Origin of the sequence: Mesopusillimonas faecipullorum (assembly GCF_020539505.1) — a bacterium.
Lineage (GTDB): Bacteria > Pseudomonadota > Gammaproteobacteria > Burkholderiales > Burkholderiaceae_B > Mesopusillimonas > Mesopusillimonas faecipullorum.
Genome location: NZ_JACDXW010000009.1, coordinates 14,484 through 32,492, shown reverse-complemented (window position 1 = coordinate 32,492; position 18,009 = coordinate 14,484). Strand labels below are relative to the sequence as shown.

General features: G+C 55.3%; 14 protein-coding genes and 1 tRNA gene. 3 read left to right on the top strand and 12 right to left on the bottom strand.

Annotated elements, in window-relative coordinates; genetic code table 11:
* Positions 1-30: 30 nt before the first annotated feature.
* Positions 31-107 (top strand) — tRNA-Val (locus H0484_RS13915).
* Positions 108-255: 148 nt separating this feature from the next.
* Here the strand turns inward: H0484_RS13915 and H0484_RS13910 are convergent.
* Together H0484_RS13910 and H0484_RS13905 are read right to left on the bottom strand one after the other, a co-directional pair.
* Positions 256-846: a hypothetical protein gene (locus tag H0484_RS13910; RefSeq protein ID WP_226955243.1), complete on the bottom strand. Its 591-nt coding sequence runs from the start codon at positions 844-846 to the stop codon at positions 256-258.
* 74 nt (positions 847-920) lie between these two features.
* The gene (locus H0484_RS13905) at positions 921-1,454 is read right to left on the bottom strand and encodes a peroxiredoxin (RefSeq protein WP_226955242.1); all 534 of its coding nucleotides are present in this window, start codon (positions 1,452-1,454) and stop codon (positions 921-923) included.
* A gap of 163 nt (positions 1,455-1,617) precedes the next feature.
* On the opposite strand from H0484_RS13905, the gene H0484_RS13900 reads away from it, so the two are divergent.
* Complete coding sequence (locus H0484_RS13900) at positions 1,618-3,495, top strand: serine hydrolase domain-containing protein (protein ID WP_226955241.1); 1,878 nt, start codon at positions 1,618-1,620, stop codon at positions 3,493-3,495.
* Positions 3,496-3,513: 18 nt separating this feature from the next.
* Here the strand turns inward: H0484_RS13900 and H0484_RS13895 are convergent, their stop codons facing one another.
* Positions 3,514-4,314, bottom strand: coding sequence for an IclR family transcriptional regulator (locus H0484_RS13895; RefSeq protein WP_226955240.1), 801 nt, complete (start codon positions 4,312-4,314; stop codon positions 3,514-3,516).
* A gap of 157 nt (positions 4,315-4,471) precedes the next feature.
* On the opposite strand from H0484_RS13895, the gene H0484_RS13890 reads away from it, so the two are divergent.
* Entirely contained in the window at positions 4,472-5,611 is a 1,140-nt protein-coding gene (locus tag H0484_RS13890; RefSeq protein WP_226955239.1) for an FAD-dependent monooxygenase, read from the top strand.
* 34 nt (positions 5,612-5,645) lie between these two features.
* On the opposite strand, the gene H0484_RS13885 is transcribed toward H0484_RS13890, so the two are convergent.
* The 9 genes from H0484_RS13885 to H0484_RS13845 all read right to left on the bottom strand — a co-directional run bounded on the left by H0484_RS13885 (position 5,646) and on the right by H0484_RS13845 (position 17,967).
* The gene (locus H0484_RS13885) at positions 5,646-6,284 is read right to left on the bottom strand and encodes a trimeric intracellular cation channel family protein (protein ID WP_226955238.1); all 639 of its coding nucleotides are present in this window, start codon (positions 6,282-6,284) and stop codon (positions 5,646-5,648) included.
* Between the two features lie 4 nt (positions 6,285-6,288).
* A complete protein-coding gene (locus H0484_RS13880; protein WP_226955237.1) occupies positions 6,289-7,455 on the bottom strand; it encodes a patatin-like phospholipase family protein in 1,167 nt (388 codons plus the stop codon).
* An 8-nt stretch (positions 7,456-7,463) separates the two neighbouring features.
* Positions 7,464-7,838 carry a SirB2 family protein gene (locus H0484_RS13875; protein ID WP_226955236.1) on the bottom strand — a complete coding sequence of 125 codons (375 nt, stop codon included), beginning with the start codon at positions 7,836-7,838 and terminating at the stop codon, positions 7,464-7,466.
* A gap of 13 nt (positions 7,839-7,851) precedes the next feature.
* On the bottom strand, positions 7,852-9,663 hold the full coding sequence (locus H0484_RS13870) for an ABC transporter ATP-binding protein/permease (RefSeq protein WP_226955235.1): 1,812 nt from the start codon (positions 9,661-9,663) through the stop codon (positions 7,852-7,854).
* Positions 9,664-9,769: 106 nt separating this feature from the next.
* On the bottom strand, positions 9,770-10,945 hold the full coding sequence (locus H0484_RS13865) for an EAL and HDOD domain-containing protein (RefSeq protein WP_226955234.1): 1,176 nt from the start codon (positions 10,943-10,945) through the stop codon (positions 9,770-9,772).
* A 505-nt stretch (positions 10,946-11,450) separates the two neighbouring features.
* Positions 11,451-12,590, bottom strand: coding sequence for a porin (locus H0484_RS13860; protein ID WP_226955233.1), 1,140 nt, complete (start codon positions 12,588-12,590; stop codon positions 11,451-11,453).
* 432 nt (positions 12,591-13,022) lie between these two features.
* Entirely contained in the window at positions 13,023-14,768 is a 1,746-nt protein-coding gene (locus H0484_RS13855; RefSeq protein ID WP_226955232.1) for a tannase/feruloyl esterase family alpha/beta hydrolase, read from the bottom strand.
* A gap of 147 nt (positions 14,769-14,915) precedes the next feature.
* Complete coding sequence (locus H0484_RS13850) at positions 14,916-16,055, bottom strand: ABC transporter substrate-binding protein (RefSeq protein ID WP_226955231.1); 1,140 nt, start codon at positions 16,053-16,055, stop codon at positions 14,916-14,918.
* Between the two features lie 64 nt (positions 16,056-16,119).
* Positions 16,120-17,967, bottom strand: a complete 1,848-nt coding sequence (locus tag H0484_RS13845) for a feruloyl-CoA synthase (protein WP_226955230.1) — start codon at positions 17,965-17,967, stop codon at positions 16,120-16,122.
* Between the last annotated feature and the right edge of the window lie 42 nt (positions 17,968-18,009).

Below are 18,009 nucleotides of genomic sequence, written 5' to 3'. Positions count from 1 at the left end.
AATTCGGGGTATTATTCTGTTCTTGCTTACAGGCGGTTAGCTCAGTTGGTTAGAGCGCTACGTTGACATCGTAGAGGTCGCTGGTTCGAATCCAGTACTGCCTACCAGAATACCTGCAACGGCTTAGCAGCCGTGCCAAGAAATCCCCAAAGACAATTTTGGGGATTTTTTTTTGCCTATCGTTTCAAGCTGCGCCAGGCCCATAAAAAATTTGTAGAGCAGGGCGGCGAAAGCCGCTTTGTAATGGCGGCAGTGTCAATCTAGCACGCCATAAATCCTGAACATCCACAGTACCTTGTATACAAGTATGCCGGCGACAAACATCCCTTGGTAAAGCTTGCTGGGCACAAATATCGCAATCAACGATAGCAAGATAAAGCCTACCTGCTGCAGAGGATAATCAATTCCGAGCGCGTAGAAATGATCTAAACCTTTGATGGCGGTATCGATAAGATCTGCAGCGGCCAACGCAGCAAACATCGAATAGAAGGTTTTGCGCCGCGCCTGGAAATAGTCTTCATAGCTTTCATATTCCGACATGCTAGACGGAAACAACATGGACGCTGCGAAAGCAAACAAACAGGCAAAAGAGATAAGAAAAAGGTAAAGGCCGAAAGACCAAACCCTGACCTTGAACAGCCCAAATTCGTACCACCAAAAATGGGTGATGGTCAAAAAAAGATAGAGCACCCAACCCAGATGAACCAAGTAGATTTTTTTGCGGTTAGGGTGCTGTAAAAATTCTGACGTCCCCACCACAAGACGTGCCACACTGATACCGAGCACCATGCCAATGATGATGCGGACATGCGTAAAGTGTTCGTAGTTGACTACGTTCTGCTCCATTTATTGCCTCATTCATCTCTGCTGGTATCAAAAAGTAGCGCAATACACCGTGGTATGGCAGGGCTGGGCGCAAACTATTGCTGACTTGCTTTACGCGCTATGCCAAGTTTGCCTAGGTTTTCGACCATGTCTTCGGCAGAAGTAGGCGGGTTGATATCCGTGTCTATCTTCAGAATTTTGCCGTCCTTGCCTATATAAAAGGTATGGCGCTTGGCGAAGCCGCGCGGGCTCAATACGCCATAGGCCTCGGCCACCGTTTTATCTTCGTCGCTAAGCAGGGGGAAATCGGCGCCTGTCTCTTTGGTAAAACCCTTGTTATCGGCCAGCGGGTCTACGCTGGCCATGAAATAGCTGACGTCGTACTGACGTATCAGTGGGCCGTTATCGGCCAAAGATTTGCACTCTATGGTGCAACCCGAAGTGTAGGCTTTGGGAAACCAAGCTAAGACCACAGCTTGCTTGCCGCGATAGTCGGAGAGCTTATGCATTTGACCGTCGGAGCCGGGAAGCTGGAAGTCGGGTGCCATGTCGCCGGTTTCCAGGGCGGTGGCGGGCAGTGCGGTGATAAGTAATAAGCTGGCAAGGCAATACTTCAAAAAATTCAGCATCAGAAATCTCCGTTGATCGGGGTTGGGGCCGCGCAAATACAATGGTCTCGCATTTACCTAAGCCATTAATGGGGTTTGCTTAAGCACCTAAATTTTGCACGACATCAGAATTAAGCCAGCATAGAATGGGGTAACTCGTTTTTGCTCTTCGAAGGTGCCGATCATGAGAACCACAACTTGCGACAACTCTGACAGTACCGACAATACATTAAGGTCACAGCAAACGCCTGATGTTTATCGTAGACAATTGTTGCAGTGGGCGGGCATGGGGGCCATGCTTTACTGCCTGCCCGGCTGCCGTGGCGATAACGCCGAAGACACCGACACCGGCGAATTCTCTGAGGCAGTTCAGTGGGGAAGGGACAGCATTGCGCAAGCCATGCAAGACACTAGCGTAACGGCCATCTCGATTGCCCTGATGAGTCGGGACAAGATAGTCTGGCAAGAGAGCTTTGGCCTTGCCGATACGCAAGCCAAAACCGCTGTAGATCTAGACACGCGTTTCAATATTGGCTCGGTCAGCAAGGTGGTGGCGGCATTCGCGGCAATGATATTGTGCGACCGTGGTCAATTGGCGCTTGATACTCCCATTGTCCGCTACCTGCCCGATTTTCAGATGCGTTCCGAGGGGTTCCGTAATATGACGCTCAGGCACTTGCTTAGCCATAGTTCAGGCTTGCCGGGTACCAACGGGCGTAATATTTTTGCTTTTGTGCCTATCGACGGTTATGCCCAAGATACATTTGATGGCATGCCGCATTTCCACCTTAAGCACGAGCCCGGAGAGCTAGCCGTCTATTGCAACGATGGCTTCACGATGGTTGAGAGCTTAGTAACAGCCGTGACAGGGTTGAGCTACCCAGAGTTCGTTCAGCGTGAAATTTTGCAACCCTTGGGCATGCATCATTCGGCTTTTTCCACCCAGCCGTTTACTGCGGGTAGCTTTGTGAGCCCCGATTTTCAAGGCCAGCCCCAGGGGCAAGAGTTCGTTGCGGCCTACGCTACCGGCGGTCTGGCCAGTACGCCTGGCGACATGATGAAACTGGCAGCACTCTTTATGAATCAGGGTGTGCACCAAGGTAAGCGTATTTTGTCGCAGAAGGCGGTTGAGCAAATGGGAAGCGATCAAACGACTCGCTTACGCATCAATCCTTGCCCTGAGTGGCGCTGGGGCCTGGGGTGGGACAACACCCTTCAGCCCGGACTGGACAGTGTTGGGGTGCGCGCTTGGGCAAAGAACGGGGGCACGGCCTTCTTTACAACAGAGTTTTTTGTTTTGCCTGATGAAGGCCTTTCTCTGTGGGTGTCGGGAACAGGGCCTTATCGGCCTTTACCCATTGCGGAGGGTGTGCTTTTGCGCGCGCTTAAAGAAAAAGGCAGCATCCGCAAATTACCAGACCCCCTGGATACCACCGTGCCACGCGTAGCAAACGCTTCGGGCAACGCTGGCTTGTGGGCGGGCATTTATGCCAACTACATCACTCCCTTCAAAGTGGTAGAGGTCGATTCCCACACCTTGGATATCTGGCAATGGAAAGAAGGACAGTGGGCAATACTAGCCCAAGGGTTGAAGCTGCGTACCGATGGCTGGTGGTGGAGCGATTCGGCCCCTGGCGTCAGCTATCGTTGGCAGGCCATAGATGGCAAGCTGTATCTTATCAACCGTGTGCCGGGCGGCTCGCCCCATTATCGCCTAACGTTCAGTACGGGCCAACGACTGACGCCGTCTTCTACGCCCATGCCGGCAGCGTGGCAGCAACGCATGGGCACGCGTTGGCAGATTGTGAACGAGTCACCGGATTCGGTCGCCTCGCGTATGGGCGGTGGCATTGTGACCTTGGGCGCGCTGCCCGATCTGGATGGCTATATTTTATGGGACAACGAACAGTTGCTTTGGCCAGAAGGCAATAGCAGGGCTCGCATGACGATACAACTGCCCGTTACCCATGGCCGCGATCTTGTTGAGTTGGAAATACGAACGGTCAACGGCCAGGAGGAGCTCAGGGTCGGGACGTCTGTCTATCGCCAGATTGCGTCTTAGCGCAGGCAGAAAATCACTTCAAGAGGGTGTAAGCAAGGCGCCAAGCTGATGGCAGCTATGTAGTAAAGCACCTGACAATGACTGGCGAAAAACGCTTTCGTCAGGAAAGCTGACTTCCGGTGCGACCAGGCTGATCGCACCCCGAACCTGGCCTTGTGCATCCAATAACGGGGCAGCGCAGGCATTGATGCCCTGATCAAACTCAGAAAAACTCCATGCACACCCTTCGTTCAGAATACGTGCCCGTCGTTCTGGCAAAGTCGCTAAGCTGGCTTTTTTGCCAGGCCATTTAGCAAGCGCTTCTTGCAGCATGCGGTGGCGCGTGGCGTCGTTTTGGTAAGCCCAGATAACCAGGCCTGGGGTTACGGCAAAAAAGGGAACATGCACGCCGGTTCGTATATTGGTGGTAAGTGGGGTGGCCGGCATGGCGCTGGCTAAATAAAACACATTATCTGACTCGGGCAGCACGTGATAGGCAGAGACATGGAATTGCCGACTCAGTGTCTGCAATGCTTTTTGGCATTGAGCGTTAAAGTCGCTGGCGCCCAAGCTGCGTGCCGCCAAAGCCAGGAACTTCAACCCAAGCTCGTGGCCGCCATCCTGGCGCTCACTCACTATGCCTTCCGCGTTCAAGGCCTGTAGCAAACGCATGGCAGTGACGCGATTGATACCGGTTTGGCGCGCCAACTCGCTTAGATTGTGACTATTGAAGCCTTGTGCCAGGTAATCCAATAATTGAAAAACCCGTTTAACGGCATGGCTGGAGGCATGCGTAGCGGATGCGGATGCACTCTTTGTGGCTTGCGTGTCTTCTTGCATGGCGTCTGCTGATACCTATCGAATCATTCTTGTTCGGCACTAAAAATGTTCATAATTGAACATTTTGATCATTTTAGATCAATTCTGGTTTGAGTTGATAAATTACGCTTCAGGGTGCCGGCTGGCACATTAGCCATAATCAAATCGGGAGTCGGAGATGACAGCATTAAAGATCGGTATAGCGGGAGCAGGCATCGGTGGCCTGACCGCCGCTATCGCTTTGCATCAGCAAGGGCACAATGTCACCGTGCTAGAGCAAGCGCCAGGGTTTCTGCGCGTGGGGGCCGACATCAACTTGACGCCCAATGCTGTCAAGGCCTTGGACGGCGTAGGGGTGGGGCAGGATATCCGGCGTACCGCAGCGCGGCCTACGCATCGCATCAGCCGCCAGTGGGACACGGGTGAAGAAACCTCGCGTTTGGCTATGTCTTCAACGGCCGAAGAGAAATACGGTGCGCCGCAGTTAACGCTGCATAGACCCGACCTGCTGGCCGCCTTGGCCGCCCATTTTCCGAGCTCACAAGTCCGGTTCGACAAAAAAGTTTCAAGTTTGCAGCAAGAGGGCGGGCAGGCCGTGTTGCAGTTTACGGATGGCACCCACGCTGGGTATGACGTATTGGTGGGTGCTGACGGCATACATTCAGCCGTGCGCAAAGCGCTATGGGGCGAAGAATCTCCCCGGTTCACTGGCATCGTGGCGTTTCGTGCGGTGGTCCCGGTAGAGAAAGTCGCCCACGTACCCAATATTCAGGCTTTTACAAAATGGTGGGGGCCGGTGTCCACCAGTCAGATCGTCACTTTTCCGCTGAATCAGGGCAAGGATATCTTCATATTCGCCACCATAGGACAAGACTCCTGGCATCTTGAATCCTGGACGACTCAGGGCAGCGTAGAAGAGTTCAAGCATCTTTTTGCCGACTTCCATCCAGACGCCACGGCATTGCTTAACGCTTGTGATGAAGTGCTGAAAACGGCACTGTACGAGCGCGACCCTATGGCAGAGTGGGGGCGTGGTCTTAGCACCTTGCTGGGTGATGCTTGTCATCCTATGTTGCCCTTCATGGCTCAAGGTGCAGGCATGGCTATAGAAGACGCGATTGTGTTGTCACGCGCTTTGGAAGACCTGCGTTCGGGCGCCGACGTTGCGGGCGCATTGCGACGCTACGAGGCTACGCGCAAGCCGCGCACAGCCGAAGTGCAGTTAAGCTCACGCGGCAATAATTGGCTTAAGCAGGGCGGAAACGGTGATTGGGTCTATGGTTACGATGCCTGGACGGTACCTCTGGCTGATGCGTAAAGGGGGGCGCATACAAAGCCATCTGTACCGCTGTTCAATGAATATCGCGCGTGTAGATAAACTTGGGCATGCTCCAGCCATAATGTATGGCCAACAGGCGCAGGCTCAAGCCGCAACTTAAGGCCAGTATGACGGCTAGATCGTGGTTCAGGCCCAAGTCTTGGGCCACCATGTACAAAATGCCGGTAAAGATGGAAACCATGGCATACAACTCGGCGCGAAATAGCAAGGGCACGTCTGCACACAGCATGTCTCGTAATACGCCGCCCACGCAGCCAGTAATCATGCCGGAGGCAATGACGACGACAAACGGCAGGTCCAAGCCCAGGGCGATGTTGCAACCTATCACGGTAAATGCCACCAGGCCTACCGCGTCCAGCACCAGAAACAGCTTGCGCAAATGGTGCATATAACGTGCGATTGCTATGGTGCCCAAGGCCGCCCCGCCGGTGATCAGAAGGTAATGCGGGTTGGCCACCCAGCTTAAGGGGTGGTGATCCAGCAGTACATCGCGTACCGACCCGCCACCCAGAGCGGTTACGCAGCCCAGCAAGCAAACGCCGACCCAGTCCATTTGCCTTCGGCCTGCCGCCAACGCGGCTGTCATGGCCTCGGCCACAATGGCGACCAGGTAGGCAACATGCAGTAGGGTGTCAGCATCGTAAGCTGCCATGGGCTTATTCCTCAGGCCTGTGCACGTCGTGGGTAACAAACCCTGCTTCGTTGGCGGGCATATCCAGCCGCGTGGGGTCAGACAGTGTATTGCGAATATCTGCCAACCCGCTATCCCAATGCGCCCTCATGCTACTCAGGCTGAAGTCAAAATCCCGGTAGTGGGACTCATGCTGCGCATGCTGATAGATGAGATGGACGATGTTGTAGCGCGCGCTGGTTCCCATCTCGTCGGCCAGTTGCATGTAATAAGCATCCTCGCGTTTGTCGGCTTCGAGGTCGTGCCGCATGTGGTTCAGTACGCGACGTAGTTGTTGAGCCTTATGCAGTTGGTCGGTAACCAGTCGGGTGCGGCTTGAGTACATGATTTCTTTCATGCGCTCGGCAACTTCATCCATATTAGTGGGTACGTGACCCCGCGCGGCCCAAAGGTCTACCTGGAAGGCCAGCGTATCGCGCAAAGGGCGTGACGCCAGTACGTAGGAAAGCGGCGTGTTCGAGACGATGCCGCCGTCCCAGTAATGTTCGCCGTCGATCTCGATGGCAGGAAACGCCGGTGGCAGTGCGCCGGAAGCCATGAAGTGCTCGGCCCTTAGGCGCTGAACACGGTTATCGAAGTAAACGAAGTTACCAGACTGAACGTTGACGGCACCGACCGCTACATGCTGTGGGCCGTCATTGATAAGGTCAAAGTCACACAGGCGCTCCAGGGTTTCTTTAAGGGGCGAGACATCGTAATAGCTGGCACTTTGTATAGCCCCTTTGCCATTGCGCGATGGGGGCGGAAAGCGCGGACGAAAAAAACCCTTCTGACCATTAAGTAGAGCGGTGGTAGCGCCAAACATACCTAGCGCACCTCGCATCAAGTCGTTCAGTTGAAAAAGACTGTGCTCAATGAAAGGGTTGAAGCGCAGGCCGACGTCCGGTTGGCAGATGGTTTCCCAGAATTCTGTCAATCGTTCCAGCCGGCGTTCTGGCGGGTTGCCCGCGATCAAGGCGATATTCAAGGCGCCGATAGAGATGCCGGCTAGCCAGTTGGGCGTAATTCCCGCTTCGCTCAAGCCTTGATACACGCCCGCCTGATAGGCGCCCAATGCCCCGCCGCCCTGCAAAAGCAGCGCTACGCTTTCGTAGGGGGGGAGGGTAAGCTGGGCCGTGGGTTCGACATTCATGGCAGAAATCAGGCAAACCAGGAAAGAGATTGCTTGGTGATGGCGACGCCTACGACGTAAGCGAAGATAAGGACGGCTAACACTGCGGCAGCGGCCCGTTTGGCAGGTGTGGGACCACGCTTGATGGCATAGGCGCCAACGAGAATGTACAAAATGACACCCGCAATCTTGGCATGCAGCCATCCGTGATTAAAACCTATGCTGGCTGCCATTATCAGGCCGCACAGCAGCAAAATAGTGTCGATGATATGCGGGACGATACGCATGAAGCGGGTCTGCAATTTAGGCGAACCCGCCACCGACCAACAGGCGCGTATGACGAACAGCAGCAGGCTCAGTGCGGCTGTGGTGGTGTGTAGGTGCTTTAAAAGCATATAAGACATGAAGCATGCTCCTTTAATCTTTGAGGCTAAGTGAAATGTCTTCCAACTGCCAGCCACCCCGACCATCAAGCAGCAGTTGTTGGCCATGATGAGACAGCAGCGTATTACGGTGCCCGACGCTGATCAGCCAAGCCTGGGGTAGCCGTTGCCGCACCAGTGTATACATGGCATCTTGCAGGCCTTCGTCTAGAGCGGAGCTGGCTTCGTCTAAAAATGCGGCTTGTGGCTGAGCCAGAAGCAGTCTCCCAAAGGCCAAACGCTGTTGCTCACCCAATGACAGAATGCGGGACCAATCGGCGGCCTCGTCCAGTCTTGGGATCAAATGTGCTAAATGCACATCGCGCAATACGGCGGCGGCTGCGTCATCGTTGCTATTGGAAGAGTCGCTCAGCGCAGGCAATGACGGGTAGTGTAGTGCCGAGCGCAAGCTGCCCAAGGGCAAATACGGTTTCTGAGATAAAAACAGCACGTGTTCGGGGCGGATGATGGTGCCTTCGCTGTATGGCCATAGGCCGGCAATGGCGCGTAGCAAGGTTGTTTTTCCCGAGCCTGATGGGCCGCGTATCAGCAGCGACTCGGCCGGCGCCAGGCTCAAATTGAGCTGGCTGGCCAGGTTTTGCCCATCTGGGTGACGTACCGTTAAATCTTGCAACGCCAAGCGGTTTTCTTGCAGGATCTGGGGGCGGGGCAGGTTCTCGGCGTCTTGCGCGGCTAAAGTGAAGCCATGCAAGCGGGTCAGTGTGGCACGGTACGAGGCAAAGGCATCGTAGGCGTTGCGGAAGAAAGACAAGTTATCTTGCAGGCGATCAAAGGCTTGCATGGTTTGCATGAGGTCGCCCAGCGTAATCTGCTGGGAGAAAAACCGCGAGGCCTGCAGCAGCATGGGAAACACCACGGCTGTCTGGCTGACCGCAAAGTTAAAACCCATGAGCTTAAGGGTACGGAAAACGATGTGCCAGGCATTACGGATAACCAGAGCAAAGCGTGTGTTCAGCAGCAAGTGCTCGATTTTTTCGCCGGCGTAAAAGGCAATACTTTCACCGTATTCTCGGACGCGTACCAAGGCATAACGGTAGTCTGCGGTGTAACGTTCGTTTTGAAAATTAAGGCTTATTAATGGGCGCCCGATCAATACGGCCAGCACCGTTGCCACCAATACGTACAGAAACACGACGAACACCATGGCCCGTGGCACCGTGATGCCTAGTATGTCGAGCGGCCCCGAGAGCGACCACAGTATCAAGGTGAAGGCCACGGTAGAAACCAAGGCATTTACTGTACCCATGAATAAGCTCATGGATGTTTCAGCAAACGAGGTGATGTCTTGCTGGATGCGTTGATCGGGGTTGTCGACCGGGTGTTCAAGATACTGTGAACGGTAATACACTTGCTTATGCAGCCAACTCTGCAACAGCTTCTCGTTCAGCCATTCCCGCCAATGCAGAATGAAGGCCTGCTGGATATAAACGTCGAACAGCGAGCGAAGCACATGCACCGTAGCCAACACCGCGAACAGCCACATGGCAAGCCAAAAAGCTTGGCTGTCCAAAGCCTGTAAAGACGAATAAAGGGCGTTGTACCAGTTGGAGAAAAGAATCTGTAGCCTGACCGCAGCCAGGGTCAGCAACAGGATGAGTGCAATGCCCAGCAAAGGGCGCCAGCTGCGTCGCGGCGAGAAGTAGTCACTGCTTAACGCCCAGAACTGTCTGCCCCATACGGTGCGTCGCGCCAGAAACCAGACAGCCAAGGCCGAAGCCACCAGTGTGATGGCATAAGCCTGAGCCAACCAAATGCCGCTTTCCTGAAGAGCTTGTTTCCAGTCCATGTCTTTTTTTGTGTGTTGAGATAGGAGTCGTCACCAGCACAGCCCCGATCAAGGGCCGCGCATAAAGGTAACAGAAATCCCGAAGACACGGCAGAAAGCCTGATGATCAGGGCTCCGCTGGCGTTACGGCATGCAGAATTTCAGTGGTCCATTGCTGGCTCTTGATCCACACACGATTAAAGGTTTCGGTCTTTGCGGCTGTCCAGTTTTGGGTGCGTGCGTTCTCGAAGGCGTCGATATCTTCCAAGAGTTCGCCCAGGGCATGACGGCGGAATAGAATGGCTTCACGCACAGCGGGCTCCATGGGGATTTGTTCGAGCAGCTCGGACAGCGAATCATTGATTAACAAGCCCATCATGGAAAGTAAACCGGCAGTAAAAGCGGTACCCTGAGGCTCTTCGGCAAGATGCTCACACATGGCGGCACGCGTGAGAGCTTGCGCCAATAGCAGGCGACTGGCTGGGCCATTATTGGCCATCATGATGGTTAGGGTGATCGTGCGCGCCCGATTCAAGCCTAAAGCATTTAAAGCCTGCTGTATGGTCAGTATGCCTCCACGCCGATTCAGCAAGGCGGAATTGGTGTACTTGAGCAACATGAAAGTCAACTGAGGGTCTTGCGAAATCAGAACCTCAAGCTTTCTGTAGTCAGTGTCTTCGCGCTGTAACTCGGCCAGCAGACGTAGCAGGGCGGCATGATTGCTGGAACGATGGCGCGAGGTTTCTCTATGTGTTTCCGGACGAGCGTAAAAATAGCCTTGAAACAACTCGAAGCCCTGACTTTTCAATCGAGAAAACGATTCCAGGGTTTCTACTTTTTCGGCTAAAAGCCGCAGGCCCCGAGCCTGATACAAGTAGATATGGCGCCAGTTCATGGGTTGACGTACGTCAACCTTAATAATGTTGGCGACGTCCAGCAGCGGCAAGGTTTCGGGGGTCAGCACAAAGTCGTCCAGGGCGACCTCGTAACCCAGCGAGCGTATCTTATGTAAGGCGGCGATGACTTTAGGGCTGCCACTGACGGTTTCCAACACCTCGATTACCACCTGCTCGGGGTGTGGTGGTAAAAGCTCGGGCTTGAGCAGCCACTCTTGTGGCGTGTTAACGAATACTTTGCGACGGCCCACCAACTTGCTGATGCCGGTTTCGTAGAAGGCAATATTGCAGACCCGTGCAGTGGCTACGCGATCATCTTCAATCAGTGCGGCGGTGGCGTCGGGGTGGTTACGGTACAAGAGCTCGTCTGCCACATGGCGCATATTGGCGTCGCATATGGGCTGCAAAGCTATACAGTAATTTGCTGGGGGGTTAAGAGACACCCCTGTCGAGCTCGTGACTGAACTGGTCTTGGGAGAAAGTGGCGGGCTGAAGTTCATTGTCAGGCGAGACGGTAAAGCGGGTCGCCCCGATACGGGGTGGCAAGCCAAAAGCGTAGCATGAGTTTAAGTATCAACGTTGTTGGGGTGCCCATTATTTATCATGTATGAAGGCTATGACGATAGTTGACGGAAGCTAGGCTGGGTTATTTAGTAAAAATATGTCTTCGCCGATTTCGTCGTTTTGCGTCCCAGATTAAACGTTATTCCACTGGGGTACTGCGCTTACTCAGAAAAAAAGCCTGCTTGAAAACAAGCAGGCTCGAAATCAAATCTACGGAACGTAAAACTGGTTAGGGGGCGCGTTGCCCGCCTTTACTGCACAACTGCTAAAACTTGATACTGCGAATCCGGCCAAGCCTGACAGAATCAAGACTTGGCCGGAAGGGTCATCAAATGCTAAGCGATGTGCTTAGAAGTTGTGACGCAGGCCAAAACCAACAGCGGTCTGGTTGACACCAGCTGCAGGGTTCAGACCAGCCGTGCCGCCAGCGGCGGACAGGTTGGAGTTACCCTTGTTGGCCATGTAAGCGGCTTGCAGGTAAACCGAAGTGCGCTTGGAGAGCGAGTACTTGGCACGAGCAACCGTGTACCAAGCATTGGACTTCTTGGCAGCGTTGTTGTACTTGATGTAGTTAACCGAACCGTCCAGCGAGAAGGCGGGGGTGAACTGGTAAGCTGCGTTCAGGGTCCAGAGGTCGCTACGATCGCCCAGACCGGCGCCGATGCCGCCAACGGCTTCGTTTTTGCGGTTCAAGTAGATCAGGCCGACTTTCAAGGCGTCGAACTTGACGTAACCGTTAACAGTCCAGCGACGGTCGTCTTGGTCTTTGGTCAGGCGGTTCCAGTTGGTGGGAACGCCAGCAACGTCGTTACCGGTGATGACGTCATAGGCTGCTGCGACACCCCAGTTGGCGGCATCGTAGCCCAGCAAGAACGAGTAAGCGCCGCAAGCGGAGTTGGAGTTGTAGTCAACACCGCAACCCGTGGCAGCGGGGCCGCCAGCGTTGGAGTTGTCACGGCCACGGGCCCAGGCGGCACCGAAGCGGAAGCCGTCAAAGTTGCCACGGTAGGTGATGGCGTTGTCCATACGGGTGTTGGGGATGTAGCTGTCGATCGCGCCCAGACCGTAGGCGTTAGGGCCCAAAATGTCGGAGTGGATCATGCTCCACATCAGCATGTTGTATTGACGACCGAAAGCCAGTTGGCCCCAATCGCCCTTCAGGCCGACGAAAGCTTGGCGACCGAACAGACGGTTACCTTGACCGGACATGCCGGTGCCGGGGTTGAAGCCGGACTCGAGCGTGAAGATTGCGCTGAGGCCGTTACCCAGGTCTTCGGAACCGCGCAGACCCCAGTGGGAGGGCCAGGAACTAGTCAAGTTGGTGAAATGGAAGGAGCTGTTTGTGCCACCGGCACCGTCAGGGATCTTGTTGACGTATTCGAGCATCGTGTCAACGGTACCGTACAGCGTAACGCTGGTCGAGCTTTGCGCGCTGGCCATCAGGGGGAAGGACAGGGCGAGCCCGATCGTGAGTGCTTTTAACTTCATTGGGTTTTCTCCAACGTTGATGAAAGAAAAACGTTATGTATCGTTTTGTTTTTACTTGCTTCGTTTTGTGAAGCATTCCACCGCCACTATATCCGTCGGCTTACGCCTGGAAAAGAGGGGGGCTTACCTAGCAGTTGGGTTGGAACAACCGAAAAGCAGTTGGTTGTAGACCTGATGCTGCTGTAACCTCTTGATCTGATTGAAAGGAAGTTTAAACATTTAAGATTCTGAGCGACGATAAGGGTTAACCCGTTTTAGATGAAAAACATATGAAAAATAGGGTGATTGTTGTAATAAAGAAACACGTCTGCCCTAGGGGTTGCGCAAATGTGTTGTCTGGTGGCAACGCATTGGGGGGCTGAGTGTTGCTCATATGACGTCGTGCTGCGCTGCCGAAGCGGGGTTTCCGCCCCGGCAAACGAAGTTTTTTCCTTAGCCTGCTGTGTTGGGCGCTACGCAAGCAAAGCTGGATGCGACCTTGGGATCACCCTTGCCGTCGTACTGGGCGTACTGGGGGTGGGGGCACAAGGGACGGCTTTGCACGTTGTCACCCAAAGAGCTGCCAGCCGAGGCTTGGGCGATGATCTGATCAGGCGCCTTGCCTTCCTCTACCCAATCCACCAATGCCGTCAGCATGTCGAACTGGCTGGTCGAGGGGCCGCCACTGCAGTGGTTTTGCCCCGGGATAGTGAACAGACGGGCGTAGTCGGCTGCCTTGGCATCGGCGGCACCCAGGTTTTCGTACCAATTGATGGTGTCGTGTACCGAGAACACGGGGTCGCTATTGCCGTGGTAAACGATCATCTTGCTGCCCCTGTCGCGGAAAGCCGACAGATCGCTAGGGTTAGGCGGCGTCATGAACGACATGGCTGACTCGGTATAGACATTGTTGGTGCGATAGATGCCCGGCGCGTCGCTATCGAAGTTGTAGCTCAACAGATAATCGATCAAGCCGTGTCCGGCCCCGGAAACGGGGCTGGGGGGCGTCATGAATACATAGGGCAATGATGAGCCGCCCATGGTGGCGATGATGGAGTTAGGAATAGTGGGTGTGGGGTTGGGGAAGGGCATAGCCAGTTTCCACAGCCTCCATCCCATTTCGCCTACGCCTGCATCCCAGGGCCAGCTGGCGTACAGCTGTTCGCCTTGGCTGTTTTTGGGGCCGCCAAAGACACCTTTCAGTGCATCTATTTGCTCGGCGCTGAGGCATGATGCGTCTTTTGCTCCTTCGCAACGGGGCAGATGCTGATCTGGGTCGAAGGTGGCGTCGCACGCTGCCAGATTGGAGATCAGACCGTCTGCCAGGCCGTCCAGCGCGTCACATTGTTGCAAGGCTGCGTTTGCCACAAGGCCCATGTCTTGCATCGTGAACGCGTCTTGAATGATGGGAAGACCGCTGTCGGCGTCTATGGGGGCCACTTTGGCAAACTGTTGATTATCCCAAGCGTGCTGGATCCCCGCCTGTGGCAGGTTGAAGCCTGGGTTGCCGGCAATGATGCCGTCGTACAAGTGGGCAAATCGAGAAGCTGCAACCATGCCTTGGCGCCCGCCGTTCGAGCAACCGACAAAGTAAGAATGATGAGCGGCTGAATCGTAATGTCGTTCGATCAGGTTTTGGGCAACTTGTGTGACTTCTCCCACGGCGTTGTAGCCGTAGTCAACACGGGCTTGAGGATCTAGACCAAAAAGGGAGCCGCCGGCGGGTGTGCCGTCGTCTACGCTTTTGTGGCCACCGTCTGTACTGGCGACTGCGTAGCCCAGTGCCAGGGCCGTGGTCGTGTTGCCTTCACCCGGCAAGCTGCCCATGGCTGGATTGATAGCGCCATCGGTGCCGCCGCCGCCTTGGAAGAAGAAGCGGCCGTTCCAGTCTTCTGGCAGACGGACTTCGAAGCCAATGGCATATTGCTGGTTATCGACCTCGCTTTTGCGCGCATGTAAATTACCTTCTACCAAACAATGAGCCGGTGAGCTTTCTTCGGCGCCGTTTTGAGAGGCTTTGGTGATGACCAAGCCTTCCAGGTCCAGAGCCTCGGTCGTGATTTCGGCACAACTAAGCTGAGGAGCTGGGGCGGGTGGTGTAGGCGTGGGTTCGGGGCTGTCGCTGCCACTGCTGCCGCCGCAACCAGCGATCAGGGCGGATAGGGCCACAGCGCCCGTTATCGTATAGCGTTTGTTCATGGTTGATGTCTCCTGCACTGGGGGATGGACCGTTCGATGGACGAACGAGCGCCTGGCGCTTGGGCGCCATACTCTTGTTATTTCAAAATAATCGTGCCGCGGGCGGCCCTTTTGATGGCAAGGGCGCGCCCGGGCATGGAAGGGTTTTTACTTCGCGGCAGCGAAGGCGCCGTCTTTGATGGTAAGCATCATTTGGGCTTGATCGTCGAAACCGAAGTGATCGGTAGGCGAGTAAGTGATAACGCCTTGGGTGATGGGAATACTGCCTTGGTTTTCCAGGGCCTCTTTAAGCGCTGCACGGAACTCTGGGGTGCCGGGCTGAGCTTTTTGCTTGGCTACGGGCACTATTTTGTCCAAGATAAGGTAAGCGTCGTAGGCGTGAGCGGCAAACTGGTTGCGGGTGCCGGGGCCGAACTTGGCTTCGTACTCGGTGACGAAGTCGGTAGCGAGTTTCTTGGAGGGGTGGTTTTCAGGCAAACCGTCAGGTAACACTGCCAAGCCCGACACGACGAACGAGTCTTCTACAGCCTTGCCACCAAGACGGATAAGGTCGCGGGAGGCGGCGCTATGGGTTTGGTAGATTTTGCCTTTGAAGCCACGGTCCACCACTGTGGTGTGGGGCATGGCGGCACCACTGCCCGAGGCCACGATGACAATGGCGTCGGGGTTGGAGCCGACAGCCTTCAGGGCCTGGGCCGTGACACTGGTGTCGGCGCGGGCGTAGCGCTCGGCGGTAGTGATCTTGATACCGGCTTCGTTGGCCAGTTTGGTCAGGTCACGTAGCCAGTTCTCGCCGTAGGCATCGTTGTAGCCGATGAAGGCAAAAGACTTAACGCCATTTTTCTTCATGTGCTCGATGATGCCGCCGGCCATAACCATGGTGGTTTGTGGCAAAGCGTATGTCCAGGTGCCCTTGCCGGCAGGGAACTCGGCTGGCGAGGCGGCCAGTTGCACGGTTTTACCTTCGGCGGCAGCTTCGCCCATGGCGATGGCCGGCGTGGTGGTGCTAGAGCCAATGATCACGTCGACTTTGTCTTCGCTGATCAGGCGTTGTACGTTCTTCTGAGCGCGAGCAGGGTCGCTGGCGTCATCCAATGTGATGAAAGTGACTTTTTCGCCACCGACAGTTTCGGGCCAAAGCTCGAAACCGGTATTGACGGGAATACCCAATCCGGAGGCTGGGCCGGTCAGGGAAAGTACGACGCCGATCTTCAAGTCGGCTTGTGCGGGGCCTGCTATGAGGGCCAGCGAGGCGGCCAGCAGGGTGGCGCGTAATGTTGTCTTCATAAAAACCTCCTTGGGGCGGATAGGAACGACAGATGTTGTTCGAGTGTGGGTCGGATAAAACGGTTTATGGGGACGGCACCAATACCTTGAGGGAAGTGCCGCTGTAGAGTTCGTCTATGAGAGGCGCGCGGTGTGAGAGCACAGCACGCTGGTTGATGGAGCCTTTATCGGTGATTTCGCCTTTGTCCAGTGAAGGCGGTTCGGTCAGGACAAGCGCGCGAGTGATACGGGTGGCACTGCCTGTGCCCTGGGCGTGCAGGCGATCTAATAGTTGTTGGAAGAAAGCATGAACGCTGGGGTGGGCCAGAACTTCAGTATCAGAAGTGTGCTCTTGAGCCCCTGCCAAACGCCGGCATTGCTGCAGATTGGGCACAATGAACATGCCCAGCTCGCGGCGGTTGTGGCCGGTGATGACGGAGTCTTGCAGGTAAGGGGCGCCTTCGCGTGCGGCCAAGCCACGTAATGGGCCGACGCTGACCCAGGTGCCGGTGTCGAGCTTGAAGTCTTCGGCAACGCGGCCATCGAATAAAAAGCCTTGGGTAGCGTCGTTTGGATCTTGCCACTTAATAGCGTCGCCCGAGCAGAAGTAGCCTTCTTCGTCAAAGGCACTGGCGGTTTGCTCGGGGGCGCGCCAATAGCCGGGCGTGACGTTGGGCCCTATGTAGCGTACTTCCAGTTTGTCGTCGTTGGGAATGATCTTGATGGTCATGCCGGGTACCGGCAAGCCGATCTGGCCGGCGCGGGCTTCGTGGTCGAGCACAAAAAAAGCGGAAGGGGCGGTTTCTGTCATGCCCAGCCCGGTGGTCATGACTATGCGTTCACCGCATTCTTTCTCGGCGGTTTCGTGCAGTTTGTCCCAGACGGGTTGAGCCAAGGCAGCCCCCGAGTAAAACTGCATTTTGATCCGACTATAGTAGTTGGCCCGCAAGACATCGTCGGTCTCTAGGGCGTTGGCGATTTTTTCCCAACCTATGGGCACATTGAAGTAGATGGTGGGGGCAATTTCGCGCAAGTTGCGCAAAGTGGTGGCGATGCCTTGGTCGGTGGGTTTGCCCTCGTCTATATATAGAGTGCCCCCATTGAGCAGCACCAGCCCCACGTTGTGGTTGCCGCCAAAGGTATGGTTCCAGGGCAGCCAATCAACCAGCACAGGGGGCTCTTCTTTGATGAACGGCCATGACTGCGCCATCATTTGCAGGTTGCTGCAGATCATGCGCTGCGTATTGATGACTGCCTTGGGCATGCTGGTAGAGCCCGAGGTAAACAAGAATTTGAAGATGGTGTCGGGGCCGGTAGCTGCGCGCGCGGCATCAATGGCCGGTGTGGCTTTGGTAGCCGCCAAGGCCGTAAACGATGTGCATTCACGACCGGCGTCTTCTAGACGCGTGGCGACCAGCTCGACGTCGTCAGGCATGACGGCATCCAGGGCTGGGCGAAAAGCCTGGGCGTCGGCTGCAAATACCAAACCCGGCGTCAGGAGCTCGAAGACGTGACGCAGTTTGTCGTAGTCTTTGGAGACCAGCGAATAAGCGGGAGAGATAGGAGCATGAGGCACGCCGGCGAATTGGCAGCCCAGCGCCAGCATGGCATGTTCAAGATCGTTACCGGAGAGAATGACGACGGGCCTGTCAACCGACAAGTTACGGTTCAGCAAGGCTTGGCCAATGTTGCGCGCATATTGCAGAGCCTGGGCATAGGTAATATGACGCCAATCACCGCCTTGGTCTCGCATGGCCATGTAACTGCGATCGGGTGTGGTTTGTGCCCAATGCAGCAGTCTGTCGGTAAGACGTTCGGGATAAGCCTCGAGCGGCTCGGGGTTGCTGACATACAGCGTGCCGTTCTCGTGGGGTTTGACGTCTATGCGTTTTTCGCTAAGTTTGATGCGACGGTAGCGTGGGGGGGATGCCATATCGTTAAAAGTGCTGTGATGAGCGTGGCGGGAAGAGCGCGA